The 15,921-nt window shown below is 58.7% G+C and carries 16 protein-coding genes and 1 pseudogene; 8 read left to right on the top strand and 9 right to left on the bottom strand.

From position 1 onward, the window contains the following. Positions 1-114: 114 nt before the first annotated feature. The 3 genes from ligA (at position 115) to ACR0E6_RS04560 (ending at position 4,688) form a co-directional block, all read left to right on the top strand. Positions 115-2,367 (top strand): NAD-dependent DNA ligase LigA, encoded by a 2,253-nt coding sequence (gene ligA / locus ACR0E6_RS04570; RefSeq protein WP_480581232.1) that lies wholly within the window; start codon positions 115-117, stop codon positions 2,365-2,367. Then, entirely contained in the window at positions 2,364-4,454 is a 2,091-nt protein-coding gene (gene recG / locus ACR0E6_RS04565; RefSeq protein ID WP_480581229.1) for an ATP-dependent DNA helicase RecG, read from the top strand. The genes ligA and recG overlap by 4 nt, the downstream gene beginning before the upstream one ends. A 111-nt stretch (positions 4,455-4,565) precedes the next feature. Next, positions 4,566-4,688: a hypothetical protein gene (locus ACR0E6_RS04560; protein WP_480581227.1), complete on the top strand. Its 123-nt coding sequence runs from the start codon at positions 4,566-4,568 to the stop codon at positions 4,686-4,688. Positions 4,689-4,874: 186 nt separating this feature from the next. Here the strand turns inward: ACR0E6_RS04560 and ACR0E6_RS04555 are convergent, their stop codons facing one another. Together ACR0E6_RS04555 and ACR0E6_RS04550 are read right to left on the bottom strand one after the other, a co-directional pair. Beyond that, the gene (locus tag ACR0E6_RS04555; RefSeq protein WP_480581224.1) at positions 4,875-5,513 is read right to left on the bottom strand and encodes a MarC family protein; all 639 of its coding nucleotides are present in this window, start codon (positions 5,511-5,513) and stop codon (positions 4,875-4,877) included. A 59-nt stretch (positions 5,514-5,572) separates the two neighbouring features. Continuing rightward, positions 5,573-6,025, bottom strand: a complete 453-nt coding sequence (locus ACR0E6_RS04550; RefSeq protein WP_170450762.1) for an iron-sulfur cluster assembly scaffold protein — start codon at positions 6,023-6,025, stop codon at positions 5,573-5,575. A 48-nt stretch (positions 6,026-6,073) separates the two neighbouring features. On the opposite strand from ACR0E6_RS04550, the gene hisI reads away from it, so the two are divergent. After that, on the top strand, positions 6,074-6,463 hold the full coding sequence (hisI, locus tag ACR0E6_RS04545; protein WP_170450760.1) for a phosphoribosyl-AMP cyclohydrolase: 390 nt from the start codon (positions 6,074-6,076) through the stop codon (positions 6,461-6,463). 54 nt (positions 6,464-6,517) lie between these two features. Here hisI and gluQRS read toward each other — a convergent pair whose 3' ends face one another. From gluQRS to ACR0E6_RS04525, 4 genes and pseudogenes are all read right to left on the bottom strand, one after another. Continuing rightward, complete coding sequence (gluQRS, locus tag ACR0E6_RS04540; protein ID WP_480581221.1) at positions 6,518-7,399, bottom strand: tRNA glutamyl-Q(34) synthetase GluQRS; 882 nt, start codon at positions 7,397-7,399, stop codon at positions 6,518-6,520. After that, complete coding sequence (locus ACR0E6_RS04535; protein WP_170518529.1) at positions 7,396-8,010, bottom strand: methyltransferase domain-containing protein; 615 nt, start codon at positions 8,008-8,010, stop codon at positions 7,396-7,398. Before ACR0E6_RS04535 ends, gluQRS begins: the two co-directional genes overlap by 4 nt. A gap of 37 nt (positions 8,011-8,047) precedes the next feature. Next, positions 8,048-9,388, bottom strand: coding sequence for a methylenetetrahydrofolate--tRNA-(uracil(54)-C(5))-methyltransferase (FADH(2)-oxidizing) TrmFO (trmFO, locus tag ACR0E6_RS04530; RefSeq protein WP_480581219.1), 1,341 nt, complete (start codon positions 9,386-9,388; stop codon positions 8,048-8,050). 257 nt (positions 9,389-9,645) lie between these two features. Beyond that, positions 9,646-10,440, bottom strand: a pseudogene (locus tag ACR0E6_RS04525) (enoyl-CoA hydratase); the annotation flags it as partial. Between the two features lie 49 nt (positions 10,441-10,489). On the opposite strand from ACR0E6_RS04525, the gene ACR0E6_RS04520 reads away from it, so the two are divergent. Next, the gene (locus ACR0E6_RS04520) at positions 10,490-10,933 is read left to right on the top strand and encodes a PaaI family thioesterase (RefSeq protein ID WP_170450751.1); all 444 of its coding nucleotides are present in this window, start codon (positions 10,490-10,492) and stop codon (positions 10,931-10,933) included. Between the two features lie 60 nt (positions 10,934-10,993). Here ACR0E6_RS04520 and ACR0E6_RS04515 read toward each other — a convergent pair whose 3' ends face one another. Next, positions 10,994-11,221, bottom strand: coding sequence for a YjiS-like domain-containing protein (locus tag ACR0E6_RS04515; protein ID WP_170450749.1), 228 nt, complete (start codon positions 11,219-11,221; stop codon positions 10,994-10,996). 99 nt (positions 11,222-11,320) lie between these two features. On the opposite strand from ACR0E6_RS04515, the gene ACR0E6_RS04510 reads away from it, so the two are divergent. Next, positions 11,321-12,724, top strand: a complete 1,404-nt coding sequence (locus ACR0E6_RS04510) for an aminotransferase-like domain-containing protein (protein WP_170518538.1) — start codon at positions 11,321-11,323, stop codon at positions 12,722-12,724. 4 nt (positions 12,725-12,728) lie between these two features. On the opposite strand, the gene ACR0E6_RS04505 is transcribed toward ACR0E6_RS04510, so the two are convergent. Continuing rightward, on the bottom strand, positions 12,729-13,475 hold the full coding sequence (locus ACR0E6_RS04505; protein ID WP_480581216.1) for a glycoside hydrolase family 19 protein: 747 nt from the start codon (positions 13,473-13,475) through the stop codon (positions 12,729-12,731). A 259-nt stretch (positions 13,476-13,734) separates the two neighbouring features. On the opposite strand from ACR0E6_RS04505, the gene rplM reads away from it, so the two are divergent. Together rplM and rpsI are read left to right on the top strand one after the other, a co-directional pair. Beyond that, a complete protein-coding gene (gene rplM / locus ACR0E6_RS04500) occupies positions 13,735-14,193 on the top strand; it encodes a 50S ribosomal protein L13 (protein ID WP_039536983.1) in 459 nt (152 codons plus the stop codon). Positions 14,194-14,199: 6 nt separating this feature from the next. Next, positions 14,200-14,685, top strand: a complete 486-nt coding sequence (gene rpsI, locus ACR0E6_RS04495; RefSeq protein ID WP_170518545.1) for a 30S ribosomal protein S9 — start codon at positions 14,200-14,202, stop codon at positions 14,683-14,685. A gap of 57 nt (positions 14,686-14,742) precedes the next feature. On the opposite strand, the gene ACR0E6_RS04490 is transcribed toward rpsI, so the two are convergent. Next, positions 14,743-15,903, bottom strand: a complete 1,161-nt coding sequence (locus ACR0E6_RS04490) for an ABC transporter substrate-binding protein (RefSeq protein ID WP_480581213.1) — start codon at positions 15,901-15,903, stop codon at positions 14,743-14,745. Positions 15,904-15,921 lie beyond the last annotated feature (18 nt).

Here is a 15,921-nt window from a genome sequence, read left to right as displayed (position 1 = left end):
ACCTGTGCCGCCGGTGGTCCAGGGCGGCACCCGCACTCACGGATCAGCACGTCTGGACCTGGCCATGGCCTCGCCCTATCACTGATGTCCAAGAAGACGTGACAGGGCGAGGCCATGAGCAACTCCATTACACCCGCAGACATGACCGAAGACCAAGCCCGCGCCGAGCTGCAGCGTTTGGCTAAAGCGCTTTTGCGAGCCAACCGGTTGTATCACGCCGAAGATGCGCCCGAGATTTCGGACGCCGAATACGATTCGCTGAAACGCCGCAATGCCGAGATCGAGGCGCAATTCCCGCACCTGAAACGCGCCGACAGCCCCAGCGAACAGGTCGGCGCCCGGGCCGCAGACGGTTTCTCCAAGGTCACCCATGCGATGCGCATGATGTCATTGGGAAATGCCTTTGATGACGAGGACGTAGGCGATTTCGACCGGTCGATCCGAAAATACCTCGGGTTGGCCGCAGGCGCGCCGCTGGCCTTTACGGCGGAACCCAAGATCGACGGTTTGTCACTGTCCTTGCGTTATGAGGACGGTGAATTGGTTCAGGCCGCAACGCGTGGCGATGGAGAGGTGGGCGAGAATGTCACCGCAAACGCCCGCACGGTTTCGGACATCCCGCAAAAGATCAAAGACGCGCCAGCCGTGCTCGAGGTTCGGGGCGAGGTCTATATGTCCCACGCGGATTTCGATGCGCTCAATCAGCGCCAGACGGAGAGCGGAGGGAAGACATTCGCCAACCCCAGAAACGCGGCCGCCGGGTCCTTGCGACAACTGGATGCGGAAATCACCCGAGCGCGCCCGCTACGGTTCTTTGCCTATGCCTGGGGCGAGGTGTCAGAGCCGCTGGCAGATACTCAGATGGGCGCAATTGAACGGCTGAAGGATTTTGGGTTTTCGACCAATGCGTTGACGCGTCTTTGTGATACGACAGAAGATATGCTCGCGCATTACCGCGATATTGAAGCGCAGCGTGCAACCCTTGGATATGACATCGATGGGGTCGTCTACAAAGTGAACGATTTGGCGCTGCAAGCGCGGTTGGGGTTCCGGTCCACGACGCCTCGCTGGGCCATCGCCCATAAATTCCCCGCCGAACTGGCCTGGACCCGGTTGGAAGCGATCGACATTCAGGTCGGGCGCACCGGCGCCCTCAGCCCCGTGGCGCGCCTGCATCCGGTGACAGTGGGCGGCGTCGTCGTGTCGAACGCCACCTTACATAATGAGGATTATATTGCGGGTCGGGACGCCAAAGGCGGGACGATCCGCGACGGCAAGGACATCCGGGTCGGCGATTGGGTTCAGGTCTATCGCGCCGGGGACGTGATCCCCAAAGTGGCCGATGTCGATCTGACCAAACGCCCGGCAGACAGTATCGCGTACGCTTTCCCGCAAGAATGCCCCGAATGCGACAGTGCCGCCATCCGCGAAGATGGTGATGCCGTCCGGCGCTGTACCGGCGGGTTGATTTGTCCTGCGCAAGCGGTTGAAAAACTGAAACACTTCGTATCCCGGAAAGCGTTCGACATCGAAGGCCTGGGGGCCAAACAGATTGAGATGTTTCATGGCGATGAGGTTCTGCCGATCAACACTCCGGCAGATATTTTCACGCTGCAGGCGCGCGACGCAGGCAATCTGGCTTGGCTCAAGAACCGGGATGGATGGGGTGAGACGTCGGCCAGGAACCTGTTCGACGCCATTGACGAAAAACGAACCATCGAACTGGGGCGCTTGCTGTTCGCCCTTGGCATTCGCCATGTCGGAGAGGTTGGCGCGCGCGACTTGGCGCTACACTACCTGACTTGGGAGGCTATGGCGCAGGCGATTGACATGGCCCGCCCGGGCGCACTGGCGCAGCGACGCGCCGATCAGGCCGAAGAGGCCGAGCGCATCGCCGCCACCGAAGAAAACCGTCGGGCCCGCGTGAAAGAAGCACGCGACGCTGCAATCGCAACTTCGGATGTACCCGAGGCCGCTGCCACGGCCTGGTCCGATTTGATTGGCATCGACGGCATCGGCGCAACGCTGGGCCTGTCCCTGTCGGATGCCTTTGCCAATTCGGATGAGCGCCGCGCTTTCGATGACCTGATCCGGCATTTGACGATCATATCACCCGACGCCCCTGCATCGGACAGCCCGGTTGCAGGCAAGACGGTCGTCTTCACCGGAACGCTGGAAAAGATGACCCGCGCCGAGGCCAAGGCGAGGGCTGAGGCTTTGGGTGCCAAAGTCTCAGGCTCGGTCAGCAAAAAAACCGATCTGTTGGTGGCCGGGCCCGGGGCAGGATCCAAGGCCAAGAAAGCCGCAGAACTGGGCATCGAAACGCTGGATGAGGATGGCTGGCTGCAGCTGATCGACGGCGCATGAGCGGACGGCCCGAACAACTTTTCCCGCTGTTTGCCGGGTTGGAAACGCTGGAGGGTGTCGGCCCCAAAACCGCACAGGCCATGATGCAAAGCGGGATCGAAAGCCCGCGCGATGTGCTGTTTGGGCTGCCATATGCCGTGGTTGACCGGCGCAGGCGTGACACGATCCAAGGGGCTGATCTGCCGACAACTCTGACGGTTGAGGTGACTGTTGGCCCGCACCGTCCGCCCCGAAACAAAGGCGGGGCCTATCGAATTCATGTCGAGGACAGTCAGGCCGATTTTCAACTCGTGTTCTTTCACGCGCGGGGCGAATACCTGAAGAAGGTGCTGCCGCAGGGATCGCGCCGGGTGATCTCGGGCAAGTTGGAGCTGTTCGACGGGATGGCGCAGATGGTGCATCCCGATCACATGCTGCCGGTTGAGCAGGCCCGGGACATTCCCGAATTCGAACCGGTCTATCACCTGACGCAAGGGGTGACGCAAAAAATGGCCTACAAGGCCGCGCGCAATGCGTTGGCCCGCGCGCCTGAATTGGCCGAATGGATTGATCCGGCTCAATTGGCTCAGAAAAAATGGACAAGCTGGCATGATGCGGTTCACGCCGCCCATCATCCGCAGGGCGCTGATGATGTGGCCGCGTTCTCTCCGGCCCGGGAACGTTTGGCCTATGATGAGCTGTTGGCGCATCAGTTGACCCTGGCTTTGGCGCGGCAGATCGAACGCAAGGCGCGGGGGATCTCCAGTGTCAGCACCGGGGCGTTGCAGTCCAGAGTTCTGCGCAGCCTGCCGTATCGGCCGACCGGGGCGCAAACCCGCGCGATTGAAGAAATCTCGGCCGATATGGCCTCGGACTTGCGGATGAACCGGTTGCTGCAGGGCGATGTGGGGGCGGGGAAGACACTGGTCGCGTTCATGGCGCTTCTGATCGCGGTTGAGGCTGGCGGGCAGGGCGTGATGATGGCCCCGACCGAGATTCTGGCCCGTCAACATCTGGAAGGCCTGCGCCCCTTGTCCGAAGAGGCCGGAGTTGTTCTGGAAATCCTGACCGGACGCGACAAGGGGTCCGCGCGTCGCGCCAAGCTTGAGGCTTTGGCGCGTGGCGATATTCAGATTCTTGTCGGTACCCATGCAGTATTCCAAAGCGACGTGGCATTCAGAAACCTTCGGCTCGCCATCGTTGACGAACAGCACCGGTTCGGAGTGCGTCAACGGATGGAATTGTCTGAGAAAGGGCAGGGCGCCGATGTCTTGGTGATGACGGCGACACCGATCCCCCGCAGCCTGGCGCTGGCGCAATATGGCGACATGGATGTTTCAGTTCTGGACGAAAAGCCGCCCGGGCGAAAGCCGATCAAAACCGCGATTGTCAGCACTGGGCGCATGGATGAGGTCGTCGCCCATCTGCGTCGCGCGATTGATGAGGGGCGACAGTGCTATTGGGTGTGTCCCTTGGTCGACGAATCTGAGGTGTCGGGTCTGACCGCGGCCGAAGAACGGTTCAAGCGTCTGCGGGCGGTGTTGGGCGAAGGCATCGTTGGGCTGGTGCATGGTCAGATGCCGCCCGCCGAAAAAGACGCGGCCATGACAGCGTTTCAGAACGGGGACACCAAGGTTCTGGTGGCCACGACGGTCATTGAGGTTGGTGTGAACGTGCCCAACGCTACGATCATGGTGATTGAACGGGCCGAGATCTTTGGTCTGGCGCAACTACACCAGCTGCGCGGTCGCGTTGGTCGGGGCGACGCGGATTCGACCTGTTTGCTGATGTATCAAGCGCCGCTCAGCGAAGGCGGGCGCAAGCGGCTGGAAGTGCTGCGCGAGACCGAGGACGGCTTTCGCATCTCGGAAACGGATTTGCAGATGCGCGGCGCGGGCGATCTGATCGGCACGGCGCAATCCGGGTTGCCGAAATTCCGCATTGCCGATCTGGAGCGGCAGGCCGGGTTGATGGCGGTTGCGCAATCCGATGCCCGCGCGTTGTTGAATGCGGACCCGAAACTGACCTCGGACCGGGGCAAAGCCGCGCGTGTTCTACTGTGGCTTATGAAACAGGATCAGGCGATCCGTTTGATTTCAGTGGGTTAGATTATAAATCCCTTAAAGTTCACAAATGTTCTCAAAAAGTTCTTTACCGACTCGGCAAAATATGAGAACAAAAGGTCAACAAAGGATTAAATCCCTGACCGGAGGTGACCCATGCTGACCCAGATCAAGACAGTCTTTACCCGCTCGCAACCGACCATCCTGCAGGATGCGGTGGGTGTGGCTTCCTTGGTCGTTATGCTGATGGTTGCCCTTCACCTTCCGATTGGATTCTAAGCCTTTCTGCCTGCGCTCTCGTGCCGATCAAACCGCGCCTGTCATCCCCAATACGATCAAGGGTGACCTGCCTGTCCCAAACCCCTTGAAGGGGCCATGCCTCGGCCCCGCGCGGTGTCCCGGACCCCAGACGAGAAACGCATTGCCTGCCGCCGCCCTTTCCGCCCGGAAGGTGCGGCGGTTTTTTTATAGCTGGCCGGTTTTCATGATTTCCAACATCGCCGACAGCACCGAATTGACTGCGACCGAGGCCAGAATCATTCCCATCACCCGGCTGATAATCGCAGCACCGGAATGTCCGATCAGGCGAATGATCGGCTCGGCCAGCAACATCAGGACAAAGGCAATCACCAGAACCGACAGCATGACCAGCGCGGTAATGCCCTGATCTGCCGCGCTGTAACGGTTGTTGTCGGTCAGGATCACAATCGCCAGCATCGCGCCCGGTGAGGCGAGGGACGGCACGGCAAGCGGAAAGATGGCCGGGTTATGCGTGTGGGTTTTGTCGTCCTTATTATCCTCGGCGGCGCGTTGTTCCATGTCCTGCTTGCTTTCGCCAAAGATCATGGTCAGCGCGAAAAGGAACAGGATGATCCCGCCGGCCACCTGAAATGAATTCAGGCCGATATCCAGCGCCTCGATCAGCAACTGGCCGAACACCAGGAAAAACAGCAAAACGCCGGCGCTGATCAAGGCGGCCAGAACAGCGGTGCGCCGTCGCGCGGCAGCCTCAAGCCCGGCGGTTACGGCAATGAACACAGGAATCGTCCCGATGGGGTCAATCACGACCCACAATGTCACGAAATGTTCGAGTAAATTGTTCACACCCATCTCTCCGCCAAATTGTGACTGACGTTAGACGGGATTGCCGCAAAACGCTATGATCAGGCGCAGTTGGCCTGTTCAGCTTGCGCAATTGCTTCGGCGGTGGCGTCAAGACACAAAAGGATCGAGGCGTGGCGGTTCTTATAGTCCCGCGCGGGTATCAGCACCTCTAACCCGTCAAAAGGCGCGTCGGGGACCGGCCCGTCTTTTTTCAGCATCGCAGCCAGTTGATCCCGAGCGGTTTCGATCTGCGCCCGCGTGGCACCCAATACCGCGTCTCCTACAACCGAAGCCGATGCCTGACCCAAAGCGCAGGCTTTCACGTCCTGCCCGAAAGCGGCGACTCGGCCATCCTGTACCTTCACGTCAACGGTCACGGTCGAACCGCATAGCGGGGACCGTTTTTTGACCGTCGCATCGGGGTTATCCAGCCGATCCAGATGCGGAATATCCGCCGCGAGCGCCAGAATGCGTCCGGAATAGAGCTTTATCAGATCGTTCTCGCCGCTCATGGCTTTCCCTCGTTGCGTGTTCCCCATACATAGTGGTCAGCCCCCGGGATGCAAAAGGTTTTTGTCATGTCTGACCCTGTCGTGTTTGACCCATCGACTTTGAAATATAACGAGGCTGGGTTGATCCCCGCCATCGCGCAGGATCACACATCCGGCGAGGTGCTGATGATGGCCTGGATGAATGCGCAGGCGGTGGAACGCACGTTGGAAACAGGGCGCGTCACCTATTGGTCGCGGTCGCGGCAGTCCTTCTGGATCAAGGGTGAGTCTTCGGGACACACTCAGGAACTGGTCGATTTCCGTGTCGATTGTGACAGGGACTGCCTGTTGGTTCTTGTTGATCAGAAAGGTCCCGCTTGTCACACCAACCGGCGCAGCTGTTTCTATACGGCCATTCGGGACGGAGATGAGACCGAGTTGATGAAACCGATGGAGTGAATGGCGCAAGCGCCATGCCTTCGGCGAGAGTATTTTTAAAAAGATGAAGCGCGGTCAGAGGCCGACCATGACGCGGATGTCCTGAGGCGACGCACCTTCGGATCGGTATTTCGAGATCGCGCGCGCGTCGTCGCGTTTTGCCAGCCGTTTTCCATTTTCGTCCCGGACAAGGTCGTGGTGGAGGTATTCAGGCGTCGGCAGGTCCAAAAGGGCTTGCAGCAGCACATGGATGCGGGTGGCTTCGAACAGGTCCTGCCCACGGATAACCCGTGTGATGCCTTGCTCGGCATCGTCCAGCACGACGGACAGATGGTAGGATGTGCCCATTCCCCGGCGCGCGAGGACCACGTCACCGATGGTTTCGGTCAATTCTTTGGGTGTGAAGGTGACAGTACCCGTTTCGCCGTTTGGCCCCTGGCCGAATTCGGCAAATTGACCTGCAGTGGGGTTTTTATCGAAGACGTGGCGCGCGGCTTTGGCCATGTCCAGTCGTAGTGCCTCGGTCCTTGGTCGGGGCGATGTTCCCCGCGTTTGGGGGCGGTTCCGGCAGGTTCCGGGATAGATCAAACCGTCCGGACCAAGCAGCGGCGCGCCCTCTTGCGGGGCGTTGACCGCCGCCCCGATGTCTTTGCGGTTGCAAGTGCAGGGATAAAGAAAGCCGCGTTGCCAGAGGCTGTCCAAAGCCGCGTCATAGATGGATTGCCGCTGCGACTGGCGCAGCGTCGGCTCGGGCCAGTCAAGGCCCAGCCAATGCAGGTCGTCATAGATCTGCTCTTCCCAGTGAGGCCGGGATCGGGATTGGTCGATATCTTCGATTCGCAGCAGGAAGGTACCGCCCTCGACCGCCGCCATGTCACTGGCCAGCATCGCCGAATAGGCGTGACCCAGATGAAGGGGACCCGTTGGAGAAGGCGCGAAGCGCGTGGTAAAAATCACGTTTTTTCTAATACATACACGTCAGATTTCATGTCCAGACCGGGTAAATGCGGGCCATGTTCCCGGAACAGAAGACGCGCAGCCCCCATATCGATCCAGTCGTTCAATCGTGACGTGTAGCTGTGATCCGCAAGCGTATGATCGTTAAAGGAAAAGGCCAGCTTTCCACCCTTGGGAAGCGCGTGCATAAGCATGTCCAGAGTTTCCGGCGGAGCGGCCCCCGAACCAATCACACCGATAGCCGTGATCGCCGCATAGGTATCCGGGGTCAACGGTGCAGGTTCGGTAATTTCAAAGCTCTTGAGATCCCGGTACACAGCTTTGTCGCGCGCAACCTTCAGCATGTTTTCGGTTGGGTCCATGCCATCGATCACCTCGAACCCGGCCTTGCGAAGCGCCACACCAGACAGGCCGGTACCACAGCCGTAATCCAGAACTGGCGTCAAGGGTTCCGGCATTTTCGACCAGAGCGCCTGGGCCACGCGGTCGGGGGTGGCATAACCTTGCTCGGCCACTTCGGCCTCGTAGGTCGCGGCCCATTTCTGATAGTGGGCTTCGGTTTGTTCGGGTGTTTCCAGATCGTAGGTGCTTTTGAAGAATTCGTCGCTCATAACCGCATGGTAGGCTGATCAACGGCGTCGCGTCCAGTCAGCACGCGGCCAGCCAGTTGGTCCATTCTTCTTTGGCGCGATCTGTGTAGGCTTTGTAACGGTCTTTGCGTCCGCGACGGCCGCCTTTCAGGCCATCGACAGGGCGGAACAGGCCGAAATTTACGTTCATAGGCTGAAAGGTCTTTGCCTCGGCCCCGCCGGTGATGTGGTGGATCAAAGCCCCCATGGCACTATCTTGCGGTACGGTGGGCAGGGTGCGTCCCAAGATTTCGGCGGCAGCCAATCGGCCCGCCAGCAAACCCATCGCGGCGCTTTCGACATATCCCTCGACCCCGGTGATCTGACCGGCAAAGCGGATATTCGGTTTGGATTTCAACCGCATCTGCGCGTCCAGCAAAGTGGGCGAGTTGATAAACGTGTTGCGGTGAATGCCACCCAGACGGGCAAAGCTGGCGTTTTCCAGACCGGGGATCATGCGGAACACCTCGGTCTGTGCGCCGTATTTCATCTTGGTCTGGAAACCCACAATGTTGAACAGCGTGCCCAAGGCATTGTCGCGACGCAATTGCACCACGGCATGAGGTTTCACGTCCGGCTGATGCGGATTGGTGAGGCCGACAGGCTTCATCGGGCCGTGGCGCAGGGTTTCGCGACCACGCTCGGACATCACCTCGATCGGCAGGCAGCCGTCAAAGTAACCTGCCGTCTCGCCTTCGTGGAACTCGGTCTTGTCGGCGGCCAGCAGGGCATCAATGAAGGCCTCATACTGGTCGCGGTCCATCGGGCAATTCAGATAGGCCGTACGTTCCTCTTCCGTCTCGCCCTTGTCATAGCGTGACTGCATCCAGGCCTGGCTCATGTCGATGCTGTCAGCGTAGACAATGGGGGCAATGGCATCGAAGAAGGCCAGCGAGTCCGCACCGGTTTCGGCCCGGATTGCCTCACCCAAAGCCGGAGAGGTCAGGGGGCCGGTGGCAAAGATCCAATGCCCGTCATCGGGAAGGGATGTGACCTCTTCATCCGTCACGGTTACACGGGGATGGGCGCGCAGCTTGGCGGTGACATCCTCGGCAAACGGATCGCGGTCGACGGCCAGTGCGCCCCCGGCGGGCAGGCGGTGCGCATCGGCGGTGGTCATGATTAGGCCGTTTGCCGCACGCATTTCCCAATGCAGCAGGCCCACGGCGTTTTGTTCGTCATCGTCGGACCGGAAGGAATTCGAACACACCATCTCGGCCAGATTGCCGGTCTGGTGCGCGAAAGTGCCGACATTGGGGCGCATTTCATGGATCACAACATCCACGCCCATCTCGGCGGCTTGCCATGCGGCCTCGGACCCGGCCATGCCGCCGCCCACGATATGCAAAACTTGTGTCATGCGCTGCCACATAGGGCAGGGGGCAGGCAGACGCAACTCAACCCTGTCAGCAGCTTCGAATTTTATGGGAGGGTCTTGGGGTCGCCGCTGCGGGAATGTCAACGCCGGTGAGAGAAACCAGCTTGGAGGGACCTTCCGCCCACGGCGACCCAAAAGTGTACCTGAGGCCTCAGCCTCGTCTCAGCTTTGCCACAGTGTCGCCCTTTTGAAAAGTGCAAAAATGAAAACAGTGGCAAAAAATGTACCTAACAATTGCGTCATTGCGTCCAATTCGGGGGGCGTTTCTCAATAAAGGCGGAAATGCCTTCTTCTGTGTCCCGATGCAGCATATTCTGCGCCATTACCTCTCCGGTATAGGCATAGGCTTGATCCAGCGACATTTGAAGCTGTTGATAAAACGCCTCTTTTCCGATTTTGACGGCCGTTCCCAGCTTGCTGCCCAATTGCTCGGCCAATGAGATCGTCTCGTGTTCCAGCAGCATTTCGGGCACAACACGATTGACCAGACCCAATTCCGCGGCCCGTTCAGCCGAGATGAAATCGCCCGTTGTCAGCATCTCAAACGCATGTTTTCTGGGGATATTGCGGCTGAGCGCGACCATGGGGGTCGAGCAGAACAGCCCGATATTCACACCATTCACGCCAAATCGCGTGCCCTCGGCAGCGACCGCCAGATCACAGGTTGCCACCAATTGACAGCCCGCAGCCGTGGCGATGCCGTGCACTTGCGCGATAACCGGTTGCGGAAGGGTTTGAATGGACATCATCATTTTGGCGCAACGCGCGAACAGGTCCTGGAAATAGGCCTTGCCGCCATCCTCGGACTGGCGTCCTGCGGTCATCTGTTTCAGGTCGTGCCCGGCACAAAAGGCCTTGCCCGCGCCCGACAGCGTGATCGCTCGAATCGAGCTGTCCTCGCGCAGCGCGTCGAACTCGGATTGAAGGGCGGCCAGCATCTCATCGCTCAGGGCATTCAGCCTGTCAGGCGCGTTCAGTTTCAACTGAGCAACCGCGCCTGTGTCGTTACGTTCCAAAATTGCCATCTTGCCCTCCCGCTGGCTGTTGGTCCAACTCTAGGGCGCGACGTTCAGGAGGGGAAGTATGGGTTTAGCGCTGCAGAAGGACGAACTGTCACAATACCTTCACCAGGTATTTCCGCAGGTGAAACAGGATTTTGTTGTCGAGGACCTGACCGAAGACAGTGTGACCATGCGGATGATGGTGGCCGAGCGTCACTTGCGCCCCGGTGGCACCGTATCTGGCCCGTCCATTTTCAGCCTGGCGGATGTCAGCGTCTATGCGATGGTTTTGGCGCGCAAGGGGCGTCAATCCCTGGCTGTCACCACCAACGGATCCTTGGATTTTCTGCGCAAACCGGAAGGCGGCAAGGATCTGATCGCCGAATGCCGGTTGCTGAAACTGGGGCGCAGCCTTGCGGTCGGGGATGTGCTGATCTTCTCGGAAGGGTCGAACAAGCCTGTGGCGCGGGCCAATATGACCTATTCCATCCCGCCCGAAGGCTCGGCTGCGGCAAAATTCGGTTGAAAAAGGGCCGGGGACGAACCCCGGCCTAGGAAGAGGTCCCGTGATGGGACTGGGGATAATTCAAAGCTGCCAGAAATAGCGTTTTACTTCGCGTGTGGCTTGCATGCGGGTCAAACCCACATCTTCAAGCAGCCTGTCATCCAGATAGCTCAGGTTAATACGACTGCGACGACGGCGTTCCCATTGAGTGACCGCCGCCGCAAACCGCACGGCCAGCGCGGCGATCAGCGGCAGCCGGGGGCTGTCGTTCAGCAGCAAGAGGGCGGGGTTGTGCATTGTGCGTGTCATCTCAGTATTCCTTTCAAATTGTATTGACACAAAGCATTGTTGTTCGGTACAGTTGCTTGATACATTCGATATTGTGTCAAATGCAAAGGAAGAATTGTAATGGATACAATTTGGCCAGAAGCACTGCCAAAATCCAAGGGGCCAAAATACACTCTGGTCGCCGACACAATACGAAAAGCCATCGAAAGCAAAACGTTAGACATCGGAACCAAGCTGCCGCCGGTGCGTGAGCTGGCGTATCGATTGAAAATCACTCCAGGCACAGTTGCGCGGGCTTATACGATTCTGACGGACGAAGGCTTGCTACAAGCCGAGGTTGGGCGTGGTACATTCGTGGCCCCGCCAAAATCACCGATTCTGGACGATGTCTGGGCGCGGCAGCTGCATCTGCGGGACGATAAGTACAATGCCAATGTCAGCCTGTTTAGTCCTCGTTTGGCAGATGCCGGGCAGGTGGCGTTGATCCGGGAGTGTCTGCAAAAGGTCTCGCAAGCCGATCCGGGGCTGTTTTTGAATTATCCAACGCGTGATGCCTATCAACCGATGCGTCAGGCGGTTGTCGACTGGTTGTCGGACTTGCCGTTGGGTGCCGTCTCGCATGACGACATTGTACTGACCCACGGCGGTCAGAACGGATTGTGCCTTGTGTTCCAGACAATCCTGCGCGGTCCAAAGCCGACTGTTCTGGTCGAAGACCTGTCTTATGCCGGGTTCCGTCGGGCCGGAGAGCTGATGCGGGCCGAGGTCATTGGTGTGAAAATGGACAAATGGGGCATCGACCCGCAAGCGATGGAGCATGTGCTGCGGCAGAACCAGGCGCAGGCTGTTTGCGTCTCGCCCGAAGTGCAAAACCCAACCGGCGCACATACGCCATTGGAGCGGCGCAAAGAGGTTGTCGAAGTGGCCCGCCGTTTCGATCTGCAAATCGTTGAGGATGATTGTTATCGTATGGGCGACGCGCGCGAACCCAGCTATCGCGCTTTGGCACCGGAACGGGGTTGGCATGTCTCGTCAATCTCGAAAACCCTGACCCCGGCCTTGCGGGTCGGGTTTGCCATTGCTCCGAAGGAACGCAGCGTGGATCTGCGACGCTCGGCCGAATACGGGTATTTCGGTCTGGCGCAGCCACTTGCGGAACTTACCCGGTTGATCCTTTCCGATCCCCGCACCCGTCAGATCGCGCAGGACGTAAGGTCCCGTATGGGCGAATATGTGCGGGTAACGGTGAATGCGTTGGGGGGCTTTGATCTGAACTGGGCGCCGGATGTGCCCTTTGTCTGGCTGAACCTGCCATCCGGCTGGCGCGCCGCCGCCTTCAGCCGCGCGGCTGAGCGGGAAGGGATCCAATTGCGATCCGCAGATGAGTTCGCCTTGCGCGACGGGCGCGCGCCGAACGCTGTGCGTATTGCAATGAACGGTCACGTCTCATTGCAGCGGTTCGAGGATGCCATGCTGCGGCTGCGGGCACTGCTGGACAACCCACCTGAACAAATCAGCGTCTAAGCGGTTACAACTCGTCCAGATAATCCTCGGCCAGATCGGCGATTTCCTTTTGCTTGTCGGTACCATTGATGACCCGTCGCGCCTCAAGAAAATCGGTCTTTCCCTTCGAGACATAATCTTCCAGCTTTCGCCCCGTGAATGTGCCGATCTTCATGCCATGAGCGATGGTGAACAGGGACGCGTCGTGCCGAAGGGCCAGATCGGGGTCGCCGACAAGATCAAGCCCCAGAATACTGGAATACACCTTGTAGTTATTCTCCCAGGTCAGTTGCACATAGCCGCGTCCGTAGTAGGGATAGTAGCGAAAGTTGTCCCTCCGCCACTTTTCACTGAGCCAGTAGGCTTCTTTTACCGGTTCGAAAGTGTGCCCGGTTTCCCACTGCGCGGTTGCAAGGCCGTAGGCGATTTGGGTCTTCATTCCCAAACCGATAAAGCGGAACATGGCGGCGATGCTGTCTTTGACGTCATCCTTGCTGTCGGCGGGCATTGCGAGAATGGTGCGCAGCCGTTTGGCCTTTTTCTTCAGGTGATCGATCACCGCATCAGACACCACTAAGGGATGGCCATTTCCTATGTTCTGCACCAGTTCGGCAAAGGCGTTTCGGGTTTTGGGTCCGATCAACCCATCCGCTTCGCCAAGGGGGTGGGCGCAGATGGCCAACCCTCTTTGAACGGCGGCCAGTCGGGTTTTGTTCAGGTCATCCAGTCGTGTACCCGGATCGATTTTGTCTAACGCGGACAGGTCCAGCATGTTCCCCTCCTGAAATATGTGCTTGCGATGCAATCGCGTTTTGGAAACTGTCAGAAATTGAAAAATAGGGCTGCAGGATACTGCGCGAGGTGGAATTTAGATGGGGTAAAATAATACCTATTTTTTAACACTTTGTAATTACGTCATAAAATAAGGTTTTCGGTTGTTGACGCGGCATTCCCGCGCGACTAAAACCCGTCCATCGAATTCGGGCCGCTCCGCTGGGGCGGTCTTTCACATCAAACAGGACTATCCTGCCATGAAAACCTTTTCTGCAACACCTGCAGACATCGACAAGAAATGGATCCTGATCGACGCCGAGGGCGTTGTTCTGGGCCGTCTTGCCTCGATCGTCGCCATGCGCCTGCGTGGCAAGCACAAAGCGTCGTTCACCCCGAACATGGACATGGGCGACAATGTCATCGTGATCAACGCTGACAAAATCCAGATGACCGGCAAGAAGCGCGAAGAAAACTTCTACTGGCACACGGGCCACCCGGGCGGCATCAAGTCGCGCACCAAACAGCAGATCCTGGAAGGTGCACACCCCGAGCGCGTCGTGACCCAGGCGGTCAAGCGTATGCTGCCGGGCAACCGTCTGGCGCGCCAGCAGATGACCAACCTGCGCGTTTATGCCGGTGCCGAGCACCCTCATGAGGCGCAAGCGCCCGAAGTTCTGGACGTCAAGTCCATGAACAAGAAAAACACCCGGAGCTAATAACCGATGGCTGATCAGATCAATACTCTCGAAGAGCTGAGCGCCGTCGCAGGCGTAGAAACCGTAGTCGAAGAAGTCATCGCACGTGAACCCGTGCGTGACGAACTGGGCCGTTCGTATGCCACCGGCAAGCGTAAAGACGCTGTTGCCCGCGTTTGGATCAAGCCGGGTTCCGGCAAGGTCACCGTGAACGGCAAAGATCAGGATAAGTATTTCGCGCGTCCCGTTCTGCAGCTGATCCTGCGCCAGCCGTTCCAGGTTGCCGGCGTTGAAGGTGAGTTCGACGTTGTCGCAACCGTCAAAGGCGGTGGCCTGACCGGTCAGGCCGGTGCGGTCAAGCACGGCATCTCGAAAGCGCTGCAACTGTACGATCCGTCGCTGCGCGGCGCTCTGAAAGCCGCTGGCTTCCTGACCCGCGACAGCCGCGTTGTGGAACGTAAGAAATACGGTAAGCGCAAAGCGCGTCGTTCGTTCCAGTTCTCGAAGCGTTAATCGCTGCGGAATACGACATTCGAAGGGCTCGCATTTGCGAGCCCTTTTTCTTTGCGATTACTCCTCGTAAACCAGTTTCCACGCTCCGTTTTCGACCACGTTCACAAAGACCGTGTCTGCGCCCTGATGATCATCCGGGCCGTAGGTGATGTGGTTGCCGACCAGTTCGTCGGTGTAGTCCAGCGACTCCATTGCCGCGATAAAGCTTTCATGGGTCAGGTCAGGACCGGCGGCCTCTAGCGCCTTGACCATCATTTCCGCAGCGGAATAGCCCAACATCGCAAAGCCAACCGGATCTTCACCCGTTGCGGCCTTGTACTCCTCGATAAACGCAGCCGGCGCAGGTTCGTCGGCGCGTGCCCAAAGATCCTTCCACGATGCCGCCGCGTAGAAACCGTCAGTCACACCGCCCGGCACCTGCGCGACAACGGTCAGGAAGCTGGCCGAGGTGCCCAGGAATTTCATGTCGGTCAGGCCCATTTTCTTGGCAGTCCCAACGACCGTGATCGCCTGCCGCACGCCAAGCGCCATGGTGACGATGTCGCAGCCTTCTTCCTTGAGTTTGCTCAGCGAGCCGACAAAGTCCGTCTCATCCGGCTTGTGGGTGGTTTCGGCGACAAAGGAAATCCCGGCTTCTTCAGCTCCGGCTTTGCTGCCTTCCAGAATTTCCTCTCCAAAATCGGTGGGAAGATACATGGTGCAGACAGATTGTGATCCAAACTCACCGTTGAGGTATTTCACGCCAACCCGGGCCTGATCATAATAGGTCGAGAAGGATGTGAACTTGTTGTCCATCGGTTCCTGCAGCATCTGCCGCGCGGCGGTCAGAGGGGCAACGTTTGGAATACCTTTGGGGTCCAGCAACTTGAACCCGGCCAGGTTCATCGGTGTGCCCAGCGATTGCAGCATGGCAAACACCTTGTCGCGGTTCAGCAGCTTGTTATAGCCCTGCATCGCGCGCGGCATCTGATAGCCATTGTCCTCGACCACATAGCGGATCGTGCGACCATGCACGCCACCTGCCGCGTTCACTCGATCAAAGACCACATTCGCGCCTTTGGTGGCCGGAACACCCACGGCGGCGAAAATACCGCTCAGATCATTGACCGAGCCGATCACGATCTCATCGTCGGTGACCCCTTGCGTTTGCGCCCAACCCATCGTTGCCGCTGCAGTCAGCGCCGCAGCAACAATCAGCCGGTTCCTCAGCTTGCTCATCTTTCTCCTCCCGTTTTA

Source organism: Ruegeria sp. AP12, from assembly GCF_056540025.1.
This window is presented reverse-complemented; position numbering and strand designations above follow the sequence as displayed.